Genomic DNA, 18980 nt, shown 5'->3' with positions numbered 1-18980 from the left:
GGTTAACCGAATATTGTCATTTCCTTGGGGGTAGGATTATTCTGACCTACAATTACGTCATATAAGCTGTTCTGCCGATATTTCGCAGAACGGCAAAATGGCGGGAAGCCGGCGGGTTAAAAAATATGAAAAGAAAACTCGACGTTCAGCAGCTCAAGGTGGGGATGTTCGTCTGCGATCTGGATCGTCCGTGGCGCGAAACGCCTTTTCTGTTCCAGGGTTTCGAAATCCGCGGCGAGGACGAGATCCTCGATCTGCAACGCTACTGCCAGTACGTCTACATCGATACCCCCGAGCTTTATCAGATACCGCCGCCGCGGAAACCGGCGGAAAAGGCCGTCGTCGAAGAAGCGCTGAACCACAAGAAAGTCGAGCGCGATCTGCTGATCAAAATCGAAAGCCATCCGCTGATAAAACCCGTCTATCACGACCAAACAAGCCTCGAAGAAGAAATCGAAGTCGTCCGCGAAATCCATCGCGAAACAAAGAATCTCGTTTACTCCATTCTGGAGGATGTGCGCCTGGGCAAAAACCTTAACAGCGTCGGCGCCAAAAAGGTCATCGGCGAGATGGTGGAAAGTATCATTCGCAACCCGGACGCATTGACCTGCTTCGCGCAATTGAAAAAGAAAGACGAGTATACCGCGCAGCACAGCATGCGCGTCTGCGTCCTGGCGCTGTCCTTGGGACGGCACTTGGGACTGGAAAAACAGGAACTGAATACGCTCGGCCTCGGTGCGCTGCTGCACGATCTCGGCAAGATGAAAGTGCCGAATGAGATACTAAACAAGCCCGGCCCGCTCAACGACTACGAATACGCCCTGATGAAAAGCCACGTGCCGCGCGGGGTGGAGATACTCGACAACACTTCGGGCATCCCGCGCGCGGCGATCGAGGTGGCGCGCTGCCATCATGAACGCTACAGCGGCAGCGGCTACATTCACGGACTGAAGGGAGATCAGATCGGCCTGTTCGGCATGATCGGCGGCATCGTGGATTGCTACGACGCCATTTCCAGCGACCGCGCCTATCACACCGGTATGTCGGCGCATGCGGCCCTGAAAAAGATGTACGAATGGCGCAACCGCGATTTCCATCCTGGTCTCGTGGAACAGTTCATCCAGTGCATGGGAATCTATCCGATCGGGAGCGTGGTGGAACTCAACACGGGTGAGATCGGCGTGGTCGTCACCATGAACCGCATGCGTCGCCTGAAACCCCGCGTGGCACTCGTTCTGCAAGCCGACTACTTCCCGCTTCCGGGAGCCAGAACCGTGGATCTGATGAATTACAATACTCGCGACGGGCGCCCGTGCGAAATCGAACGCGTTCTGGAATCGGGCGCGTACGGCATCAATCCGGTACAGTATCTCCCGGTCACCGCGGCAATCTGAATATCGCTGTACTCAGACCGTCAGCATCCGTGGCGCGGTTTCCTCGATATACATGGATGCCTCCTGCCAGCCGTTCAGCACGAACTGAATCGCCAGCGCCGCGAGAATCACGCCCAACACCCGGCTCACGACATTGGCACCGGTCTCGCCCATGAACGCCATGATGCGCACGGAAAACAGCAGTGACACCAGCGTCAGAATCAGCACCACCAGAATCACGGCCAGCACGGTACCGATGACCATCGGGTCGGCGCCCTGCTCGCCCACCATGAGGAGCACCGACGTCAGCGCGCCTGGACCGGCGATCAGGGGGATCGCCAGGGGAAATACCGAGATGTCCTTTTTCGCTTCCGCCTCTTTCTGCTCCCGCGCCGTCGGAGAACGCACCCCCGAGGGGCGGGCGAAAACCATGTCCACCGCCAGCAGGAACAACAGCAGACCGCCCGCGATCTGAAACGCCGGCATGCCGATGCCCAGCGCATTCAGCAGGGCATCGCCGGCAAGCGCGAAAACCACGAGTATCGCTCCCGCGATGAGGGTGCCGCGGATAGCGGTACGGCGCCTGACATCCGGTGACTCTCCATGCGTGAGCGCCGCGAAAATCGGCGCGATGCCCACGGGGTCGACGACCACCAGCATGATAATCAGCGAATCCACGAACAGTTCGAGCATGGCAGCGTCTCACGTCAAGAATAAGTCTAACTTTACCTCCAGCGGAGGCATCTTCAAAACAACTCATAAAGAAAGCGGCAACAAGCAGGAATCGGGGGAAGACTGGCAAAAAAAAACCGCCGTCCAATACCAGACCACCAGGGAGAAGTGGTGGCCGTGCGGAGACACCGGACGGCGGTTTGCCCTACTGAGGCCTAAACACGCGTAACTTCGCAAACATGACTGGCTGATTCAATGATCTAGGTCAAGAAATGGATGAGTTGTAACGATAGAATAAATCTAAATGTAAGGAGAGTGTCATGACGATAGGAAAAGTCTGCAACCGCGAAGTTGTCTTCATCCACGCACAAGCATCGATTCCGGAAACCGCTCGCCTGATGCGTGAGTACCACGTTGGCGATCTGGTGGTGATAAAGGAAAAAACAGGTAAACGCGTTCCTGTCGGCATCGTCACCGATCGCGATATTGTCCTCGAGGTCATCGCCGAAGGCGTGGGCATGGATGACGTCAGCGTAGGCGACATCATGAGTAACAACCTGGTCACCGCGCAAGAAAACGACGGTCTCCTCGAGACCATCAAGGTTATGCGCGCCAAGGGCATTCGGCGCTTGCCCGTAGTCAATGACGACAACGAACTGGTGGGGATCCTGTCAGTGGATGATCTTATCGACCTGCTTTCGGAGCAGATCGTCGATCTCGCGCGGCTGATCGCACGTGAGCAGGGCCGGGAGAAAGCAGTAAGGAAGTAAACCGCACGCTGCCGATCTTACTGGCTCATCTTGAGGGTAACTCCAAGCCCCCAGTCGGGACTGCCATCGGCGAAGCCCGCAATCACGTACCCCGTAAGCCGGGTTTTCGCCTCCAGCTTGCTGCTCAGAAATAGCGTCAATTCCGACTGTCCATCCACGCCGGGTAGCGGCGCCTGCTCCATATACAGCTCCACACCAGCGGCGCGGGTAGCATCGAGCCGGTGGGATGCTCCCACCGATCCGAAAAAGACATTGTCGTAATCGACTCCCGGCATATCTCCCAGCACCTTGTATCCCGCAGTACCGAAGAGCGTGTTATTGCCGTACGTCCTATCCGCCGCCAGATGAACCGAAAAATCATCCTCGCCCGTGCCCAGATTATCTTGCTCATCGGCGGTGCCGAATTTGATATAGCCACCCAGACTCACGCGCCAGCCGGCATCGCTCTGCGCGATTACATGCGAAGCCACCAGTTCGATGTCGCCCAGCCCGGAATCCGTCTGGGTCCCCTGGTTCGTCGGGTTGGGGTTGGGGCGGGGCGTGCCATGCCTGCCGCCTGACGCCACGACATTGCCGCTACCTTCCATGATAAGGTACGGAACAATCAGCGCCATCATGTAGCGATCCGTTTCGTACCTGAGCGTAACCGGGAAATACCACATCTTGGTGTTGCTGGAAGTCCCGTAATCGCCCGAAGTGTATTCCGCTCCCAGGCTGACGCTGGTCTCCCCGGCGGGAGCCGCCTGCGCCAACGGCATCACGCCACAGAATGCCGTGACGACAAGTACCAGAACCGCATAATCAAGAGATCTTTTCATCGCATGAATACCCGATGCGTGACTTTGAAGGAACATTCCAGGCGCCATCAGCCGCGGGAATGGCATTATGGCATGTAAACAACGTCACGAATCGTTGACCCCGATCAAAAAACAGCGCATGGCAGTCAAACGGCGGAAGCCAGCCGATGCTCGTGACGCACGGATTCCGGCAGCCGGCGACCGTCCTGATTTTGTCGAACCGGTCATGCGCAATAATCTTCCGATGCAACGATTCCTGAATCGCACGCGCTTCAGAGATACGAGTTGGCCCTACTTGTTTACGATGCATTCTCAATTACCGGGATTTGCCTTTTCCCGGACCGGTGGCTATTGTATTCGGGCATAATGACCCATTCAGATCAGGGGTGTGTTGCCAGACACCATGCTCTCGTCGGGACGTTAAATTTTTTAATTACACGAATCAGGGGTGGAAAGAAATGTACCAGTGTCCTCATTGCGGGCAACCGGCAATCTCTGCGCTTAGAAAAACCATATTAGGGCCGGGCGTCCCTGTCGCCTGCCAGTCCTGCGGAAAAACCATAAAAATCACCTACCCGGCCTGGATGAAGGCCGCCCTGCCGGGGGCGCTGGTCATGGTGGCCGCGCTGTTTTTCGAATCCAACCTGCTCGTTTACGGACTGAGCACCGCCGGTCTGGCGCTGATGATCGCGCTACATCTGCTGTGGGTGCCACTGGTCAAAGAGGAATAAGCGCGGCGATTCGTCGCGCCGAATAACACTGGTATTTCATCAGGTATTCCTGTATTGTTCGCGTCGGCTGAATGGTCCAGGCAGCGGTAACGCCCGATCCAGCCATAAGTTCATCGCTCTCTGACCCACCTTCTGGTTTCAGTTTCCCTGAGATTTCAGCATTATTGATCCGGTATTGATGTAACCGGAACGAAGGTAACCTGTAATAGCTTTCTTAGGTTTTCGCAGTACCGGATCAATAATAAAACCTCTTAAGATTGCTTGTTATTGCGGCGGCATGGCGTCTTTGTTCGAGACACGTCCCTGTTTATCTGGGATCACACCTCAGACATTGATGCCGCCGCAATAACCGGTTGGCGACGATGTGTTCGCGCCAGCAGTTTTGTAACTGCCGTTGCCTTTAACGGGTAAACGGTTGCGCTTTTCTGCACGCGCTATTTATCTCAATCTAAGGAAACAACGTGACTTTTGAAAAACTGACTTTACACCCGTCCATCCTCAAGGCGATCACCGAGAGCGGCTACACCACCCCGACACCGGTCCAGATACAGGCGATACCGCAAGCGCTCGAAGGCCATGACCTCATGGCCTCGGCCCAGACCGGCACCGGAAAGACCGCGGCGTTTGTGCTGCCCTCGCTGCATCGGCTGAGCACGCCGTCGACCAAAAATTCCCGCGGCCCGCGCGTGCTGGTGCTTACTCCGACGCGCGAACTAGCCAATCAGGTGACGGCGGCGGCCATCAAATACGGCAAGCACCTGCGCTTTCGCATCGGCAGCGTCGTCGGCGGCATGCCCTACCCGCCGCAGATGCGGCTGCTGTCCCAGCCGCTCGATATCCTGGTGGCGACACCCGGGCGCCTGCTCGATCACATGGAACGTGGACGCATCGACTACTCGCGCCTGGAAGTACTAGTGCTCGATGAAGCCGACCGCATGCTGGACATGGGCTTCATCCACGCCGTGGAGAAGATCGCGGCGGCCACACCGGCCACCCGCCAGACGCTGCTGTTTTCCGCCACGCTCGAAGGCAACATTGCCAAGCTCGCTGGCCGTCTGCTGAAAAATCCCAAGCGCATCCAGATCGCCACGGCACAGGAACGGCATGAACACATCGAGCAGCGTTTGCATCATGTCGACGACGGCGCGCACAAGCACCGCCTGCTGACACATCTGCTGGATGACAGCAACATGGACAAGGCGATCGTGTTCACCGCCACCAAGCGCGGCGCGGACCGCCTGGCCAAGACGCTGCATGCCAAGGGACATCCGGCGACGGCGCTGCACGGTGACATGAATCAGAATCAGCGCAACCGCGCGATCACCCACCTGCGTTCTGGCCAAGTGCGTCTGCTGGTGGCGACCGACGTCGCGGCGCGTGGCATCGACGTCTCCGGCATCACGCATGTCATCAACTTCGATCTTCCCAAGAATGCCGAAGACTACGTGCACCGCATCGGCCGCACCGGCCGCGCTGGCGCCAAAGGCATCGCCATTTCGTTCGCCGCTCCGGACAATTTCCAGCAATTGCGCGACATTGAGCGTTATACCCGCCAGACCATCCAGGCCCATGTCATTCCCGGGCTCGAGCCGACCATCCGTCCGCGGCAACAGACCTCCTCGGGTCACCGTCGAGGCGGGCCGTCCGGCCACCAAGTACGCCGTCAGGACGGTGCGCCGCGTCATTTCAATGGGAAAAACGGCGAGAATCGTCCACGGCACAGTCAGGGGCAGCGTCATGGTACGGGTGGTGCCGGCCGCGGTGCCAAATCGTACGGTTAGCTGCCGCACCACGCTCCTTGGCGGGCCAAAGACTGGGTAACATTCTTCGGGCACTTGGACGCCGGTGAAACACAGGCGTATTATCTGCGACGGATACCGATGCTGGGATATTGAAGTCCATCTTTCCTTATGTCGAGACCAAGGAGCCTGGTTCACGCCCGATCATCCGCCTATCCGGCCGCACGTTTTCAGGGATTGTTTGGAAAATATGCCGCGGTCCACGATGCTTTACCCTTTCATCTCAGGAGTTAAATATGAATATCTTTGTAGGAAATCTGTCGCGCGATGTCACTGAGGAGGATTTGCGGACGGCCTTCAGTGCCTTCGGACAAGTCAGCAAGGCCACCATTCTTAAAGACAAGTTCAGTGGCGAGCCGCGTGGCTTCGGGTTCGTCGAGATGCCGGCCAAGGCGGAAGCCCAGGCGGCCATCAATGGCATGAACCAGAAAGATCTGAAAGGGCGCGCGTTGAATGTGAATGAAGCCCGTCCCAAGACCGAACGTCCGGGCGGTGGTGGTGGCGGTGGTGGCGGTCGCGGCGGTTTTGGAAATCGTGGTGGTGGCGGCGGCGGTGGTGGCTGGGGTAACCGTGGTGGTGGTGGCGGCGGTGGCGGCGGTGGACGGCGCGGTTACTAGGTCTCCTGATCGGCCTACCCAACCTGGTAGGTTCTAGCGACTTAATCAACCGACATCATAGCGGGGCAATGCCAGACGATGGCTTGCTCCCGCGAGTCAGTATTTCAATATCTCTGAGCCTGACATGCGGCATATGCCATGGGATTTTTCTTTCATGATCCTAATGATCTTGCGACATCCCACAACTGACTCTTTACCCATAATGAAGTTACCGCGCGTAAAATAGTCGGGAATTTTATTTCAACCGACACGGCTCGGACGGCGTTAGTGGAGTCGATCCATGTCTGATCAGGAAAATAATGGCGCGCTGTTGCTGACCCTGAACCGTGCCGCGCGCCTGGTCGGCGTCTCGCGCGGGGCGCTCCAGAAAAGAATAAAAGACGGCGAATTGCCGACCTTCGAGGGCATGGTCAAGCCCGAGGACCTGTTGCGTGCCTACCCGGACACACAACTGGAAGACGCTGCTGTTCTCGAACGCTTTACTCACATCAAGGATGATGCCTTTGCGCACCGGGTTCGCGAGCGCCTGCTGCCGGAGCCCGAAGTACTGGCCGAGCGCCTTGCTGGCTTGGGACGCGAACTGGCGCAAGCCAAGGTGCTGGTGGAACACTACAAGACCATAACGGACTGGCTGTACGACAAGTTCAGCGAGCACGAAAAATCCGGCGGGCAGGAAATCAAAGGCATCATGGGTCCGCTCAAGCTGTGGCTGCGGCACGAACTGGAAAAGGAATCGAGCATCGATCATCTCCAATCGCTCGTCGTCAAGGAGAGCTTTCTAAGGCTAATGACCGCGACTGTCCGCCTGCTTCCCAACCGCCGCGAATTCTTCGTGGAGGGTTCTGATTCCATTCTCGATGCCGCACTGCGCGCCGGCGTTTCATTGCGCTACGGATGCAGCAATGGCAATTGCGGCCTGTGCAAGGCAAAAGTGGTATCCGGCAAGACGCTGCCGGTGCGCCATTACGACTACCTTTTGAGCGAGGCCGAGAAGAATCAGGGCTATGTACTGCTTTGTTCGCATACGGCGGTATCTGATCTGGAGATTGAAACGAGCGAAATCGAGGGTCCCCGGGATATACCGGCGCAGGAGATCGCCGCGCGTGTGAAAAAAATCGAGCGGCTCGGCGATGACATGGCGCTGTTGCACCTGCAAACGCCACGCACCAAGCGGCTGCAATTCCTCGCCGGCCAGTCGGCGACGCTCGAAACCGGCAATGGCGCCGAGGCGGAATATCCGGTGGCCAGCTGCCCGTGCGATGACCGCAACCTCCAGTTTCACATCCGTCGCGTCCCGGGCGAGCGTCTCTCTGAATACGTGTTCCGCAGGCTCAAGAACGGAGATATCGTCAGCCTCACCGGGCCCCAGGGCGAATTCACGCTGCGCGAGGACTCGCCGCATTCGCTTATTTTTCTCGCCTATGGCAGAGGATTCGCGCCGATCAAGAGTCTCATCGAGCATGCCATGGCGCGCGACGTGGCCGAATCCATGCATCTGTACTGGCTGGCCGGGAAAGACGGTCATTACCTCAACAACCATTGCCGTGCGTGGGCCGATGCGCTGGACAATTTTCGCTACACGCCTCTGGAAGCCGAACCGGCCAAATACGGCACGGCGCTGAAACAAGTCGGCAAGGAGCATCCCGACCTCGCCGACTTTGACGTCTATGCCGCCGGGCCCGCGCCGTTCCTGACGGCGGTGAAGAAATTCCTGCGTGACCGCCAGTTCCCCGAAAGCCAGCTCTTTACCAACCGTGTTGACGGATAAGCGTCAGAGATTGTCGATCATCAGCGGCGCAATGGCATCGGCGGGCGTAAAGCCAAAAACCCGCGAATAAAAATAGAGTTCGGTTTCGAGCGCACGCTGGATATTATCCGCGCGTCGAAAACCATGCGACTCGCCCGTCAAGGGCATGTACGCCACCGGGATGCCTTTCGTGCGCAGGGCGTTCACCATTTTTTCTGTCTGATCGGGCGGCACGACCTTGTCCTCCAGACCCTGAAAGAAAATCACCGGGCATGACAACCGGTCCAAGTGATGTATCGGTGAACGGTTGCGATACAAATCCTGTCGCAGTGGATACGGGCCGATCAGCCGGTCGAGATAGCGTGCCTCGAACTTGTGCGTGTCATGGGCGAGTGACTCCAAATCGCTCACACCGTAATAGCTGGCACCGGCGCGAAAAAGATCGTGGAAGGTCAACGCGCACAGGGTCGTGTAACCGCCGGCGCTGCCGCCGCGAATCGCGAGACACGCGGCATCCGCCAAGCCGCGTTCCACGAGATAGCGCGCGCCCGCCAGGCAATCCTCCACGTCGGCGACGCCCCACTTCCCCTCGAGCTTCAGCCGATAGTCGCGGCCGTAGCCCGTGGATCCGCGGTAGTTCACGTCGAGCACGGCAAACCCGCGGCTGGTCCAGTACTGAAGCTTGAGATTTAGCGCGCTCGAGGTGGCCGACGTCGGCCCGCCGTGACTCAGCACCAGCAGCGGCGGCTTCGCGCCGGCCGGTGCACGGAAATCACGGTTCGCGGGTGGATAATAAAACGCATGCGCTTGTTCTCCGCCAGAGACCGGATAAGTCAGTGCTTGTGGTGTCGCGAAATAGCTGGCTTCGGGCACCGCGGTGCTCGATGAACGCAGGATTTCATACCGGCGGGTCGTGAGATCGAGGTGCACCACGGCGGGCAACATCGTGGGTGACGCCGCGACAAAAACGGCTTTGCCATGATCCGCTGCGACACCGCCGATGTCGCTAAACGGCGTTTCGACGATGCCCATCCGGCGCGTTTCGGTATCGATCAGCGCCAGGCGCCATGTTGTCTCGCGGTTGAACGCGCACACGATGCGCCGCTCCGAGGCAAAGGCATAGGTGGACATGCCGAATATCCATTGTGGCTGGCCGAATTCCGCTTCCATCGGCGCCAAGGCCTCTATCTGTCCGGAACGGAATCGGTACAGATTCCACCAGTGGCTGCGGTCGGAAACAAAATAAAGCATGCCGTCCGGTGCAAAGGCCGGTTGAAAAACCGATTCGTCGCGGCTCCCGGCGACACGCCGCTGGTTACTGAGTGACCCATTCGACGCGATATCCGCCAGCCACAATTCAGTACCATCCCACGGCATGTCCGGGTGGTTCCACGTCAGCCAGGCAAGCTGCGCGCCATCCGGACTCAGGCGCGGGGAAGCATAGAAGTCATGCCCCGAAACCAGGCTGACCGGCTCGCCGCGGCCATCGAGATTAACGGCCACGATCGTATTGACCGGCTCGCCGCCGGCGCGGTGATCTTCGCACACGCAAACGAGGCGCTGACGCCGCAGGTCGATTCCCGCGTCGGCGTAACGCCGGCTGTCTTGCGGGGTAATCGGCTGTGGCACGTCTTCGGGTGGGAGACGATACAGACGCTGATCACCGTCGTTGCTGAAATAAATTACGCGATCGGCGACGGTAAACGCGCCGCCGCCGTATTCATGCACGCGGGTCCGCGCGCTGAACGGCGCGGGCAGAACTTCGGTGGTCACGCCATCGCGAAGCCGCACGATGGCATGGCGCCCGGCCTCCGCCGGGCGCATCTCACTCCAGTAAATATCCTGACCATCGAGCGCGATCTGGCCGAGGCCGATCGAGCCCGATGCAATCTGTTCCGCGGTGATCGGCGAGGACCAGGAGCCGTACGGCGCGATTTTCGGCGCGGCGCTCACGCGCCGATGTGCACGACGATACGGCGCGCTCCGCCGCGATGCCGGTGCTCCCAGAGATAAACCCCCTGCCAGGTGCCGAGCGCGAGCCGCCCCTCGCTAACGGGGATGGATATCTGTGTCGCCGTCAGGGCCGACTTGATATGCCCCGGCATATCGTCGGGGCCTTCGTTCTGGTGGGTATAAATCGGATCGTTTTCCTTGACGAGCCGGTTGAACCATTGTTCCAGATCATGCTTCGCCGACGGATCAGCGTTCTCCTGAATCAGCAGGCTCGCCGAGGTATGTTGCACAAACAGTGTGCACAGACCCTCGCGCACGCCGCAATCGCGTACCAGTGCATCAATCTTGTCGGTGAATTCATGCAGGCCTTGTCCGGGCGTGGAGACAGTGAGATAACAGATCATGTGGATTTACCGGCGGTCGCTATGGCCGAGATCTTTCCCCGGCGCGATACGGTCGCGGATGAGCTGCTTGATCTCCTTGGGTTCGGGATAACAACCGGCCTGTTTCTTGTTCCACAGTTGCTCGCCGTTCAGCCGCACCTCGAATATGCCGCCGGTGCCGGGTACCAGCGCCACCTCGCCAAGCTCGTCGGCGAAGCTCATTAGCAGTTCCTGCACCATCCACGATGCGCGCAGGATGAAGCGACATTGGCTGCAGTATTCGATTTCAACACGGGGTTTGCGGGTGCTCATGTCGGACCGTCGGGTGCAGAAAAATTACGCGTTTCAGTATAAGCATCCGCCGGCGGCTTGTCGCGCCGCGCGGAAAAACCGCTTGAACCGGGTAATGAAAAATCGTCTTGGGCGGAGACGCCGAAATACGATATAGTGGCGCGTTCTTTCCATCCTTTCAGAGGACCCCCACATGAAGGCAGCCAACGGCATGGTCGTTTCCATGCACTATACCCTTACCGACGACAGCGGTGAGACACTCGATTCCAGTCGCGGGGGCGAACCGTTCAACTATCTGCACGGACACAGCAACATCATCCCGGGTCTCGAGAAAGCACTCGAAGGCGCCCAGGCCGGTTTCAAATCCAAGGTCACCGTGGCGCCGACAGAAGGCTACGGCGAGAAAAACCCGGAAGCGGTTTTCGAAGCACCGCGCGAACATTTTCCGCCTGATATGAAACTCGAAGTCGGATCACGCGTCTATGCGGACGGTCCAAACGGGCCCATCACCCTCACCGTGGTCAATCTCACGGAAACCGGCGCGGTCCTCGACGCCAATCATCCGCTGGCCGGCAAGACCCTGCACTTCGACGTTGAGATCACCACGGTCCGCAGCGCCACCCCGGAAGAACTCGAGCATGGCCACGTGCACGGCGAGGGTGGCCACCAACACTGACTCCGGGGTCAGTCCAGGGGCGCGCCAGAAGGCTTGCGCGTGAAAATTCACAACGGTACGGGCAGGTACCCTGCATCTTGACCGAATCAGGCGAGGCGCTCGGGCTTCTCGTCCGACAGCCCGAGCACCTTGGCCGCCACCGTAAACGCTTCCTCGCAAAAAGCATCGATGTCAGCCCAACGGTCCGACGATTCGATTTCTTCAATCAGGCCATGGGTGATGACCCGCAGCCGGTGCGAACCTTCGTGTGCACGGCTCCGGGGATTCTTCTCCGCCGTCACGTAAAATCCAGGCTTACCCTCGCCCTCGCGCACGAGTGCGAGGATGTACAGGTATTTCACGGCGTCGCCGCTTTCAATTTCTCCCAGCACTACCCCGGTATACTCGCCGAACTGGTAGCGGCGCTGAGGAATGGCTGTTTGTATTTTGGGCGCCTCCATTGATCCTCTCCCGAAAAGAAACTATTCCGGCTTGCATCATCACGCCGGTCAACGGTATTCAGGGCAATACAAAAAACCGCCACGCTGAATATTAGCAATATTCTGCGTTCCGGGCGGAATCAATCCCGTTCCCGCGCAGAAACTGGCCAATCCCTGCCCCGCGAGAAGAGCGTGGCGACATGACATTTCAGGAACCGCCCGGGTTTTGTATGATGCGGCTGGTTCGCGCCGGGGGCAAACCGTGCAAGCATTACCCAGACCGCAAGGACCGGAAAAATTGGCAACGGAAAAATATTCGTTTACAGCCGGAAACAAATCATAAGCAGCCGTACCGGCGAGACCGGGACGGACGCTTTATAAATAACAATCGCACCACAGGAGGAATAATTATGACTAACCGTAAATCTTGGAGACTGGGCGTTGTCTTGCCGCTGCTTGCCGCGCCGACGCTTGCATTCGCCGCGGAAGCGCCGACGCTTAACATGGCCAACACGGCCTGGATGCTGATCTCTTCCGTGCTCGTGTTGTTCATGACGATACCCGGGCTGGCCCTGTTCTATGGCGGACTCGTGCGCACCAAGAACGTGCTTTCCATCCTGATGCAATGTTTCGCCATCACCTGCATGGTATCCATCATCTGGGTACTGTTTGCGTACAGCCTGGCCTTTGGCGACGGCAACGCCTGGCTCGGTGGGATGGGCAAGTCGCTAATGGCCGGCGTCGGCGTGAATACGCTCAAGGGTGATATTCCCGAGACCGTGTTTGCCATGTTCCAAATGACGTTTGCGATCATCACGCCGGCGCTCATCGTGGGTGCTTTCGCCGAGCGCATGAAATTCTCTGCCATGATGCTCTTCAGTTTGTTCTGGCTGCTGCTGGTCTACGTCCCGGTCTGTCACTGGGTCTGGGGCGATGGCTGGCTGCAGAAACTCGGCGTGATGGACTTTGCCGGCGGCACGGTGGTGCACGTCAACGCCGGTGTCGCCGCGCTCGTGGCGGCGCTCGTGCTTGGCAAGCGCAAGGGTTTTCCGGAAACGGCGATGCCGCCGCACAACCTCACCATGACCGTGATCGGCGCCTGCATGCTGTGGGTTGGCTGGTTTGGCTTCAATGCCGGTAGTGCGCTCGCCGCCAATGGCACCGCTGGCATGACCATGTTGGCGACTCACCTCGGCGCCGCCGCCGGTTCGCTGACGTGGATGTTCTGCGAATGGATCCGTTTCGGCAAACCTTCCGTGCTCGGCATTGTCACCGGCATGGTCGCGGGACTGGGCACCATCACGCCGGCCTCGGGTTTTGTCGGCCCACTGGGCGCGCTCGTGATCGGTGTCAGTGCCGGGCTGGTATGCTTTATGGCCACCAATTACATGAAGCGTTCACTGCACGTGGACGATTCGCTCGACGTGTTCCCCGTGCATGGCGTGGGCGGTGTTCTCGGAACCACATTGACCGGTGTATTTGCCGCCACGACGCTGGGCGGTGTCGGCTTCGCCGAAGGCATGACCATGGGCAAACAGGTGTTGACCCAAATCACCGGTGTTCTCGTCACCGCCGCCTGGTCGGGCGCGGTCTCGTATTTACTCCTCAAACTGATCGACGCCATCGTGGGACTACGTGTCTCGATCGAGCATGAGACGGAAGGTCTCGATACCGTGCTGCACAACGAGACGGGGTACAACCTCTAAAGAGCCGCAAACATAACAAATTTCACCTTACGAAATTCATTGTAAAACCACGTGAAAAACCAAGTCTGCGGCCCTCGCGGGTGATGACATCGGCTGTACACGAATATGAAACTCGTTATACTGATTCCGCAGTCATGTGCTGCCGTTTGTTGTCATGTTGGTGTTTGCGGGCTCCGCAGTATGTCCTGGCGAAATTTCCACCATCACAGCACGTATGAAATTTTCATAAATTAAATAATTGAGTGGGGTTATTCGCCATGCATAGGGGTACTGTAAAGTGGTTTAACGAGGCCAAAGGATTTGGTTTTATCGCTCCCCAGGACGGCACCGCCGATGTGTTTGTGCACTACTCCGTGATCCAGGCCGAAGGCTACAAGAAACTGGCCGAGGGACAGCGGGTGGGGTTTGAAAGTCAGATGGGACCGAAAGGTATCCAGGCTACGGTGGTGAAACCGCTCGCCTGACGCCAACTGATCGATGATTGAACGGCCGGATCACCGGTCAAAAAAAAACCCCGGCATCATGGCGGGGTTTTTTGTTTAGCGAAACGGAAATGCAGCGTCAGCGTTTGCCGATGCTGCCGGTGTCAAAGTTCACCTTTTCATTTTTTCCGAGTTCACGATCAAGCGCCCAACCACCGGCACGGTTCCGGAAAAGATAAGCGGTTTTCATCGCTTCACCGGCCGGTTCCAGCTTGTAACGTGTTTCGCACACACCGATTTTGAATTTATCACTGAACTGCGTGGTGAAGCCGGGCTCATAAATGCTTTTCTTGGGATATTTCTTCTGAATGTCCGCCTCGAACTTCTTGGCAGCGAGATAAGTCAACAGCTTCGCCGGAGTGTCCTTCGGCCCGGGGACGTGCAAGGGATGAGCCTCGTCGAGTTGGTTGGCATTAAGGGTTTTTGCAATCTTCCAGGAACCGCCGTCCTTTTCAAACTGGTACCGCTGAATCTGTGACGTTCCGCCACCGACTCTATACTCGACCTCGAGGTAACCGGTCATGTTCGGCGAGTCAGGTTGGGTATAACGCCCGTCACGCGAGGCGATAATATCCATCGTGTTGCTCGGGTCGCCCTTCAGCAACTCATGAAACGCAAGGTATTGCAGCGTGTCCACTGAATCGGCGGCGAGATCGGGCTTGCCATTGACGATACGGAATCCCTTGATATCAGCCTCGAATGTACCGGCGACATTGCTTTTCACTTCATCCGGCAGACTCAGGGAAATCTTGCCCGGGAGTTTTTTGTCCTTCTCCTGGCCAAACTCGAGCACGAGGGTATATTTGTCGGTAAACTTTTGCTCCGAAGGTGCATTCTGTCCGTCTTCTTTCCAGGCCAACACGATCTGCGGGGCGCCTGTCCCGGCCGGACCAGTGACCTTGAAATTTTTTCCTGCCGGAACCTCCCACGGCGGCGTGGAGAGCATCAGCCTGACTTCGAGATCGGCGCTCGCGTCTTTACCCAGACGCAACGTTAGGGTGCCATTTTCGATGCTGCTGCTTTCAACGACAAACGGCTTGCCGTGAATTTGGCCCTTGGCGGGCAATGCGGGAATCGCGGGAGCGTCGGCCTTGGCCTTGACGTCGACCGGCGCCGACGCGATACCGGACTTCCTGTCCGCCGCCGGCGCTTGCGATTTGGCCGCGGGTGCGCGCGTGGTGGTCGGTTTGCTCTCAAAGAAACCGGTGATGAAGCCGAAGTCGAGTCCGCCGCCACCCTGCTGCATGAAATAGGCGCCTGCACCAACCGCGATAAGCACCACCAAAACGACTATCTGGATCAAGGATTTTTTGTCGAGATTCATTTTCAGATTCAGAGCCATGGAACACCTGCCTGTGATTTCCAAGTAACGCTAAGAATAGTATGCCCGGCGCATTCCGCCAACAGTTTTTCGCCGGGAAATCCGTCATTTCGGCGCCCCAACGGTCAGAAACCGAAGTAAAGCCCCAGACCGGTGTAGCGCAGGGGTTCACGATAAAACTGGCCATTGGGCGAATGACCACTGAAATGCTCCAGCATCAGGCGCACTCGCCGCGAAGTGCTGCGTTTGAACTCAAAGCCCACCTGGTAGGAGCGGCTGCTGCCCCAATCGAGTTCCTCGGAAGCGCGCACATCCACCGCGGCGACGAGGTCAAACTTGCCGGCCGCACGTGGCAGAAGGTATTCGGAGCCACCATGCACCTGCTTGGGGGCGAGTTCCGGCTCCGAATGCACCAGATACCCGCCACCGCCATAAACACGCCACCGCTCCCATTCATAGGAGACGAGTCCTTCCAGTTCCTCGTAACTCAGGTTCACCCGGTTGACGCTCGGATTGCCGAGAATGAACTCATCGCCGAGATGCGAACTCTGATGATACAACCGTACCAGATACGACCACGGGCCGCGACGGTAACTGATCGGCAAGCCGAACCAGTAGTCCGCATTGATGAGATCGCTCGATGGCGCATCGAGATTGAACAACGCGAACACCGCGGCCTGGATTCCGATCTGAGAGCTGCCGTATTCTCCGAACAGACCCGTCGCCAGACCGAAATATTCTCCGACCGCCACGCTGGACGCGGCGAATTCCCGGTCGTTGCTACTGCTGTAGTGCTGATAGCTCATTGAAAAACGCGGTTGGCGCGGATCGGCCAGCAACGGCGCGAACAGCTCCGTCTCCGGTAGTGCATGTATATCGACCGGCGCCGGCGCTGCCGCGTCCGATTCCGGCGTGGAAGAAGACTTGTCACAATCCGTGGATAACGCCCAAAACACGGTTTTGACCTGTCCGGATTTGGTGAGCAGATATGTGACATCACGCTTCTGGGATGGACCAAGGCAGGTGCGCGAAGTCAGCGTGACGCCCGCATCCGGCTTGACCGCCTGCACGCGAAGCCCCAAACCGGGATAACGGCTATCCAGCAGCGCGTCCACATAGCCGCGCAAGTATATGTCTTGTTCGCTTGCGGAAACATATGGGCACGCACCCAGGACTAACACGGCCATGAACCAACGCCACCTGACAGTACGGAACAGGATGGGCATAACCTGCCACGGAAATTTCATGCCGGGATTTTACACGTTTCGCCGCCGGTAAGTGACGTGGTGACTGGAGAAATCCGGCACCGGGGATTTATCCACCGGCATGTGGCTTGTGGTGTCATAGGCCTGGTCGGGGACCATTTGTCATCCCGTGCTCCAACGAGGTAGGATAATGGCGTCCTAATGGAAGTTAATGAGCGCTATGGACAAGGGCATTCAGAAAAACAAGGTTGTCTCGCTCAACATCCCCATCCTGACGGACGGAGCGCATGGTGTTGATATCTCCCAGACATCAACGCGTGTTTCTTCACTCGACCGGTGGATTACGCGCAAGCTGCTTGACCTGCTCGGCCATCCCCCGCTTGCTTTCGTGTTATGGAATGGCGAGGAAATTTCATCCTCCACCGCCACACCGGACTCGCGCGTGCATATTCGCGACAGCGAAGTATTGCATCAACTACTCATGAATCCCACCCTGCATTTCGGCGATCTCTACAGCACTGGTCGCATCGATATCGATGGCGACCTGGTCGAGTTTCTCGAAACTGCCTACCGTGCAGCAGCGTCTTTGCCGAAATATCATAAACTCATGGCCGCGCAGACATGGCTCTTCAATCGTACGCGCCCGAACCGGATCACCGATTCACGCGACAACATCCATCATCACTACGACATCGGCAACGACTTTTACGAACTCTGGCTCGATAGCGAGGCCATGCAGTATACCTGCGCTTATTTCCCTTCGGCGGATCTCACGCTTGAGCAGGCGCAGCGCGCCAAAATGGATCACGTCTGCCGCAAGCTCCGGTTGAAGCCGGGCGACCGGGTGGTGGAAGCCGGCAGCGGCTGGGGCGGATTCGCGCGCCACATGGCGAAACACTATGGTGTCCTGGTTACCTCATATAACATTTCACATCAGCAAATCGTTTATGCCCGCGAGAAGGCGAAGGCCGAGGGACTGGACGGGAAGGTGGTGTATATCGAGGAAGATTATCGACTTATCGCCGGTGAATACGACGTTTTTGTCTCTATCGGCATGCTCGAGCATGTCGGGCGGAACCATTACCGTGAACTGGGCGATGTCATCCATCGCTGCCTCGCACCGGACGGACGTGGATTGATTCATTCGATCGGTCGCAACAAGCCCGAACCGATCAATGCCTGGATCGAAAAGCGCATTTTTCCCGGCGGCTACCCGCCCACGCTGCGCGAGATGATGGACATCTTCGAGGCGCACGAATTTTCCGTGCTCGACATCGAAAACTTGCGCCTGCACTACGCCAAAACGCTCGAACATTGGCTCTCGCGCTTCAATCAGCATGCGGAGAAAATCGAACGGATGTATGACAGTGCTTTTACGCGCGCCTGGCGGCTTTACCTTGCCGGTTCCACCGCCGGCTTCACCGCCGGCACGCTGCAGCTGTTCCAGGTCTTCTTCACGCGCGGCACCAATAACGACATCCCCTGGTCACGGGCGCACCTGTACGAGAATATTTAATTTAGCCACAGAGTGATCCTTGGAGTATCTTTTTCTCTGTAACCTCCGGGCAACTAATAATAATGCTTCAGGTCCTTGCGTCGCCGGCTGGCGCGCTGAACCACCACGCCGCGAACCGAGTAATTCTCCACCATCTCGACGGTCGGATAGGCGTCGTTCAGTGCCTTGAGGAATTTTCTGCCCTCTTCCACAACGAACTGGCGGAACGTGGTCTCGCCCCGGTAGTCGATAACGACATAGGCGCCATTGATTGGCGGCATGGCCGGATCCACGATAATAATGTGGCCGTCCAGAAATTCAGGAGCCATGCTGTCGCCAATGACTCGCAGGGCATACGGTTCGGCATCGGCACAGCTCGTTATTTCCGCATGCACCTGGTTGGCCTGCTGGGCGGGGATGATCGGAATGGTCTTTAATTTGTCGGCCATGGGCCGTCTCCGGAATTGAAATATTGCGTCACCGCTACCGTCCGTGAATCTCCCGAGAATACGGAATAATGCTCTTCCTCCACGGACGGACGAC

At 57.8% G+C, this 18980-nt stretch carries 19 protein-coding genes and 1 pseudogene; 11 read left to right on the top strand and 9 right to left on the bottom strand.

Annotated elements, in window-relative coordinates; genetic code table 11:
• Positions 1–125: 125 nt before the first annotated feature.
• The gene (locus tag WB402_RS02205) at positions 126–1394 is read left to right on the top strand and encodes an HD-GYP domain-containing protein (RefSeq protein ID WP_424205276.1); all 1269 of its coding nucleotides are present in this window, start codon (positions 126–128) and stop codon (positions 1392–1394) included.
• Positions 1395–1406: 12 nt separating this feature from the next.
• Here the strand turns inward: WB402_RS02205 and WB402_RS02200 are convergent, their stop codons facing one another.
• Positions 1407–2066, bottom strand: a complete 660-nt coding sequence (locus WB402_RS02200; protein WP_424205275.1) for a MarC family protein — start codon at positions 2064–2066, stop codon at positions 1407–1409.
• Positions 2067–2365: 299 nt separating this feature from the next.
• On the opposite strand from WB402_RS02200, the gene WB402_RS02195 reads away from it, so the two are divergent.
• Positions 2366–2815, top strand: coding sequence for a CBS domain-containing protein (locus tag WB402_RS02195; protein WP_424205274.1), 450 nt, complete (start codon positions 2366–2368; stop codon positions 2813–2815).
• Positions 2816–2832: 17 nt separating this feature from the next.
• On the opposite strand, the gene WB402_RS02190 is transcribed toward WB402_RS02195, so the two are convergent.
• Complete coding sequence (locus tag WB402_RS02190) at positions 2833–3633, bottom strand: transporter (protein ID WP_424205273.1); 801 nt, start codon at positions 3631–3633, stop codon at positions 2833–2835.
• Positions 3634–4196: 563 nt separating this feature from the next.
• Here WB402_RS02190 and WB402_RS02185 point away from each other — a divergent pair.
• The 4 genes from WB402_RS02185 to WB402_RS02170 all read left to right on the top strand — a co-directional run bounded on the left by WB402_RS02185 (position 4197) and on the right by WB402_RS02170 (position 8527).
• Positions 4197–4343 (top strand): hypothetical protein, encoded by a 147-nt coding sequence (locus tag WB402_RS02185; RefSeq protein WP_424205272.1) that lies wholly within the window; start codon positions 4197–4199, stop codon positions 4341–4343.
• 461 nt (positions 4344–4804) lie between these two features.
• Complete coding sequence (locus WB402_RS02180; RefSeq protein ID WP_424205271.1) at positions 4805–6124, top strand: DEAD/DEAH box helicase; 1320 nt, start codon at positions 4805–4807, stop codon at positions 6122–6124.
• A 254-nt stretch (positions 6125–6378) separates the two neighbouring features.
• Positions 6379–6759, top strand: a complete 381-nt coding sequence (locus WB402_RS02175) for an RNA recognition motif domain-containing protein (RefSeq protein WP_424205269.1) — start codon at positions 6379–6381, stop codon at positions 6757–6759.
• 280 nt (positions 6760–7039) lie between these two features.
• Complete coding sequence (locus WB402_RS02170) at positions 7040–8527, top strand: 2Fe-2S iron-sulfur cluster-binding protein (RefSeq protein WP_424205268.1); 1488 nt, start codon at positions 7040–7042, stop codon at positions 8525–8527.
• Positions 8528–8530: 3 nt separating this feature from the next.
• Here the strand turns inward: WB402_RS02170 and WB402_RS02165 are convergent, their stop codons facing one another.
• The 3 genes from WB402_RS02165 to WB402_RS02155 are packed head-to-tail and all read right to left on the bottom strand — an operon-like array spanning position 8531 to position 11154.
• Positions 8531–10459 (bottom strand): S9 family peptidase, encoded by a 1929-nt coding sequence (locus WB402_RS02165; RefSeq protein ID WP_424205267.1) that lies wholly within the window; start codon positions 10457–10459, stop codon positions 8531–8533.
• Positions 10456–10863, bottom strand: coding sequence for a secondary thiamine-phosphate synthase enzyme YjbQ (locus WB402_RS02160; protein ID WP_424205266.1), 408 nt, complete (start codon positions 10861–10863; stop codon positions 10456–10458). The genes WB402_RS02165 and WB402_RS02160 overlap by 4 nt, the downstream gene beginning before the upstream one ends.
• Before the next feature lie 6 nt (positions 10864–10869).
• Entirely contained in the window at positions 10870–11154 is a 285-nt protein-coding gene (locus WB402_RS02155; RefSeq protein ID WP_424205265.1) for a SelT/SelW/SelH family protein, read from the bottom strand.
• A gap of 172 nt (positions 11155–11326) precedes the next feature.
• Here WB402_RS02155 and WB402_RS02150 point away from each other — a divergent pair, with 172 nt between their 5' ends.
• A complete protein-coding gene (locus tag WB402_RS02150) occupies positions 11327–11809 on the top strand; it encodes an FKBP-type peptidyl-prolyl cis-trans isomerase (RefSeq protein WP_424205264.1) in 483 nt (160 codons plus the stop codon).
• A gap of 86 nt (positions 11810–11895) precedes the next feature.
• Here the strand turns inward: WB402_RS02150 and WB402_RS02145 are convergent, their stop codons facing one another.
• On the bottom strand, positions 11896–12249 hold the full coding sequence (locus WB402_RS02145; protein ID WP_424205263.1) for a hypothetical protein: 354 nt from the start codon (positions 12247–12249) through the stop codon (positions 11896–11898).
• A gap of 246 nt (positions 12250–12495) precedes the next feature.
• On the opposite strand from WB402_RS02145, the pseudogene WB402_RS02140 reads away from it, so the two are divergent.
• From WB402_RS02140 to WB402_RS02130, 3 genes and pseudogenes are all read left to right on the top strand, one after another.
• A pseudogene (locus tag WB402_RS02140) lies at positions 12496–12609 on the top strand (P-II family nitrogen regulator); the annotation flags it as partial.
• Between the two features lie 29 nt (positions 12610–12638).
• Positions 12639–13934 carry an ammonium transporter gene (locus tag WB402_RS02135; protein WP_424205262.1) on the top strand — a complete coding sequence of 432 codons (1296 nt, stop codon included), beginning with the start codon at positions 12639–12641 and terminating at the stop codon, positions 13932–13934.
• A gap of 257 nt (positions 13935–14191) precedes the next feature.
• Positions 14192–14398 (top strand): cold-shock protein, encoded by a 207-nt coding sequence (locus WB402_RS02130; protein WP_424205261.1) that lies wholly within the window; start codon positions 14192–14194, stop codon positions 14396–14398.
• A 97-nt stretch (positions 14399–14495) separates the two neighbouring features.
• Here the strand turns inward: WB402_RS02130 and WB402_RS02125 are convergent, their stop codons facing one another.
• The gene (locus WB402_RS02125) at positions 14496–15758 is read right to left on the bottom strand and encodes a hypothetical protein (RefSeq protein ID WP_424205260.1); all 1263 of its coding nucleotides are present in this window, start codon (positions 15756–15758) and stop codon (positions 14496–14498) included.
• Between the two features lie 104 nt (positions 15759–15862).
• A complete protein-coding gene (locus tag WB402_RS02120; RefSeq protein WP_424205258.1) occupies positions 15863–16864 on the bottom strand; it encodes a DUF1207 domain-containing protein in 1002 nt (333 codons plus the stop codon).
• A gap of 289 nt (positions 16865–17153) precedes the next feature.
• Here WB402_RS02120 and WB402_RS02115 point away from each other — a divergent pair, with 289 nt between their 5' ends.
• A complete protein-coding gene (locus WB402_RS02115; RefSeq protein WP_424205256.1) occupies positions 17154–18458 on the top strand; it encodes a class I SAM-dependent methyltransferase in 1305 nt (434 codons plus the stop codon).
• A gap of 53 nt (positions 18459–18511) precedes the next feature.
• Here WB402_RS02115 and WB402_RS02110 read toward each other — a convergent pair whose 3' ends face one another.
• A complete protein-coding gene (locus WB402_RS02110) occupies positions 18512–18886 on the bottom strand; it encodes a S24 family peptidase (RefSeq protein ID WP_424205253.1) in 375 nt (124 codons plus the stop codon).
• Between the last annotated feature and the right edge of the window lie 94 nt (positions 18887–18980).

It is taken from the genome of Sulfuricaulis sp., assembly GCF_049587675.1.
Taxonomy (GTDB): domain Bacteria; phylum Pseudomonadota; class Gammaproteobacteria; order Acidiferrobacterales; family Sulfurifustaceae; genus Sulfuricaulis.
The sequence above is the reverse complement of the archived record's forward strand: the minus strand, read 5'-3'. Positions and strand labels throughout refer to the sequence as shown.

Coding starts and splice junctions, on each gene's coding strand:
- WB402_RS02205 (WP_424205276.1), top strand. CDS start 126: ATGAAAAGAAAACTCGACGTTCAGCAGCTCAAGGTGGGGATGTTCGTC.
- WB402_RS02200 (WP_424205275.1), bottom strand. CDS start 2,066: ATGCTCGAACTGTTCGTGGATTCGCTGATTATCATGCTGGTGGTCGTC.
- WB402_RS02195 (WP_424205274.1), top strand. CDS start 2,366: ATGACGATAGGAAAAGTCTGCAACCGCGAAGTTGTCTTCATCCACGCA.
- WB402_RS02190 (WP_424205273.1), bottom strand. CDS start 3,633: ATGAAAAGATCTCTTGATTATGCGGTTCTGGTACTTGTCGTCACGGCA.
- WB402_RS02185 (WP_424205272.1), top strand. CDS start 4,197: ATGAAGGCCGCCCTGCCGGGGGCGCTGGTCATGGTGGCCGCGCTGTTT.
- WB402_RS02175 (WP_424205269.1), top strand. CDS start 6,379: ATGAATATCTTTGTAGGAAATCTGTCGCGCGATGTCACTGAGGAGGAT.
- WB402_RS02170 (WP_424205268.1), top strand. CDS start 7,040: ATGTCTGATCAGGAAAATAATGGCGCGCTGTTGCTGACCCTGAACCGT.
- WB402_RS02160 (WP_424205266.1), bottom strand. CDS start 10,863: ATGATCTGTTATCTCACTGTCTCCACGCCCGGACAAGGCCTGCATGAA.
- WB402_RS02155 (WP_424205265.1), bottom strand. CDS start 11,154: ATGAGCACCCGCAAACCCCGTGTTGAAATCGAATACTGCAGCCAATGT.
- WB402_RS02150 (WP_424205264.1), top strand. CDS start 11,327: ATGAAGGCAGCCAACGGCATGGTCGTTTCCATGCACTATACCCTTACC.
- WB402_RS02145 (WP_424205263.1), bottom strand. CDS start 12,249: ATGGAGGCGCCCAAAATACAAACAGCCATTCCTCAGCGCCGCTACCAG.
- WB402_RS02135 (WP_424205262.1), top strand. CDS start 12,639: ATGACTAACCGTAAATCTTGGAGACTGGGCGTTGTCTTGCCGCTGCTT.
- WB402_RS02130 (WP_424205261.1), top strand. CDS start 14,192: ATGCATAGGGGTACTGTAAAGTGGTTTAACGAGGCCAAAGGATTTGGT.
- WB402_RS02125 (WP_424205260.1), bottom strand. CDS start 15,758: ATGGCTCTGAATCTGAAAATGAATCTCGACAAAAAATCCTTGATCCAG.
- WB402_RS02115 (WP_424205256.1), top strand. CDS start 17,154: ATGAGCGCTATGGACAAGGGCATTCAGAAAAACAAGGTTGTCTCGCTC.
- WB402_RS02110 (WP_424205253.1), bottom strand. CDS start 18,886: ATGGCCGACAAATTAAAGACCATTCCGATCATCCCCGCCCAGCAGGCC.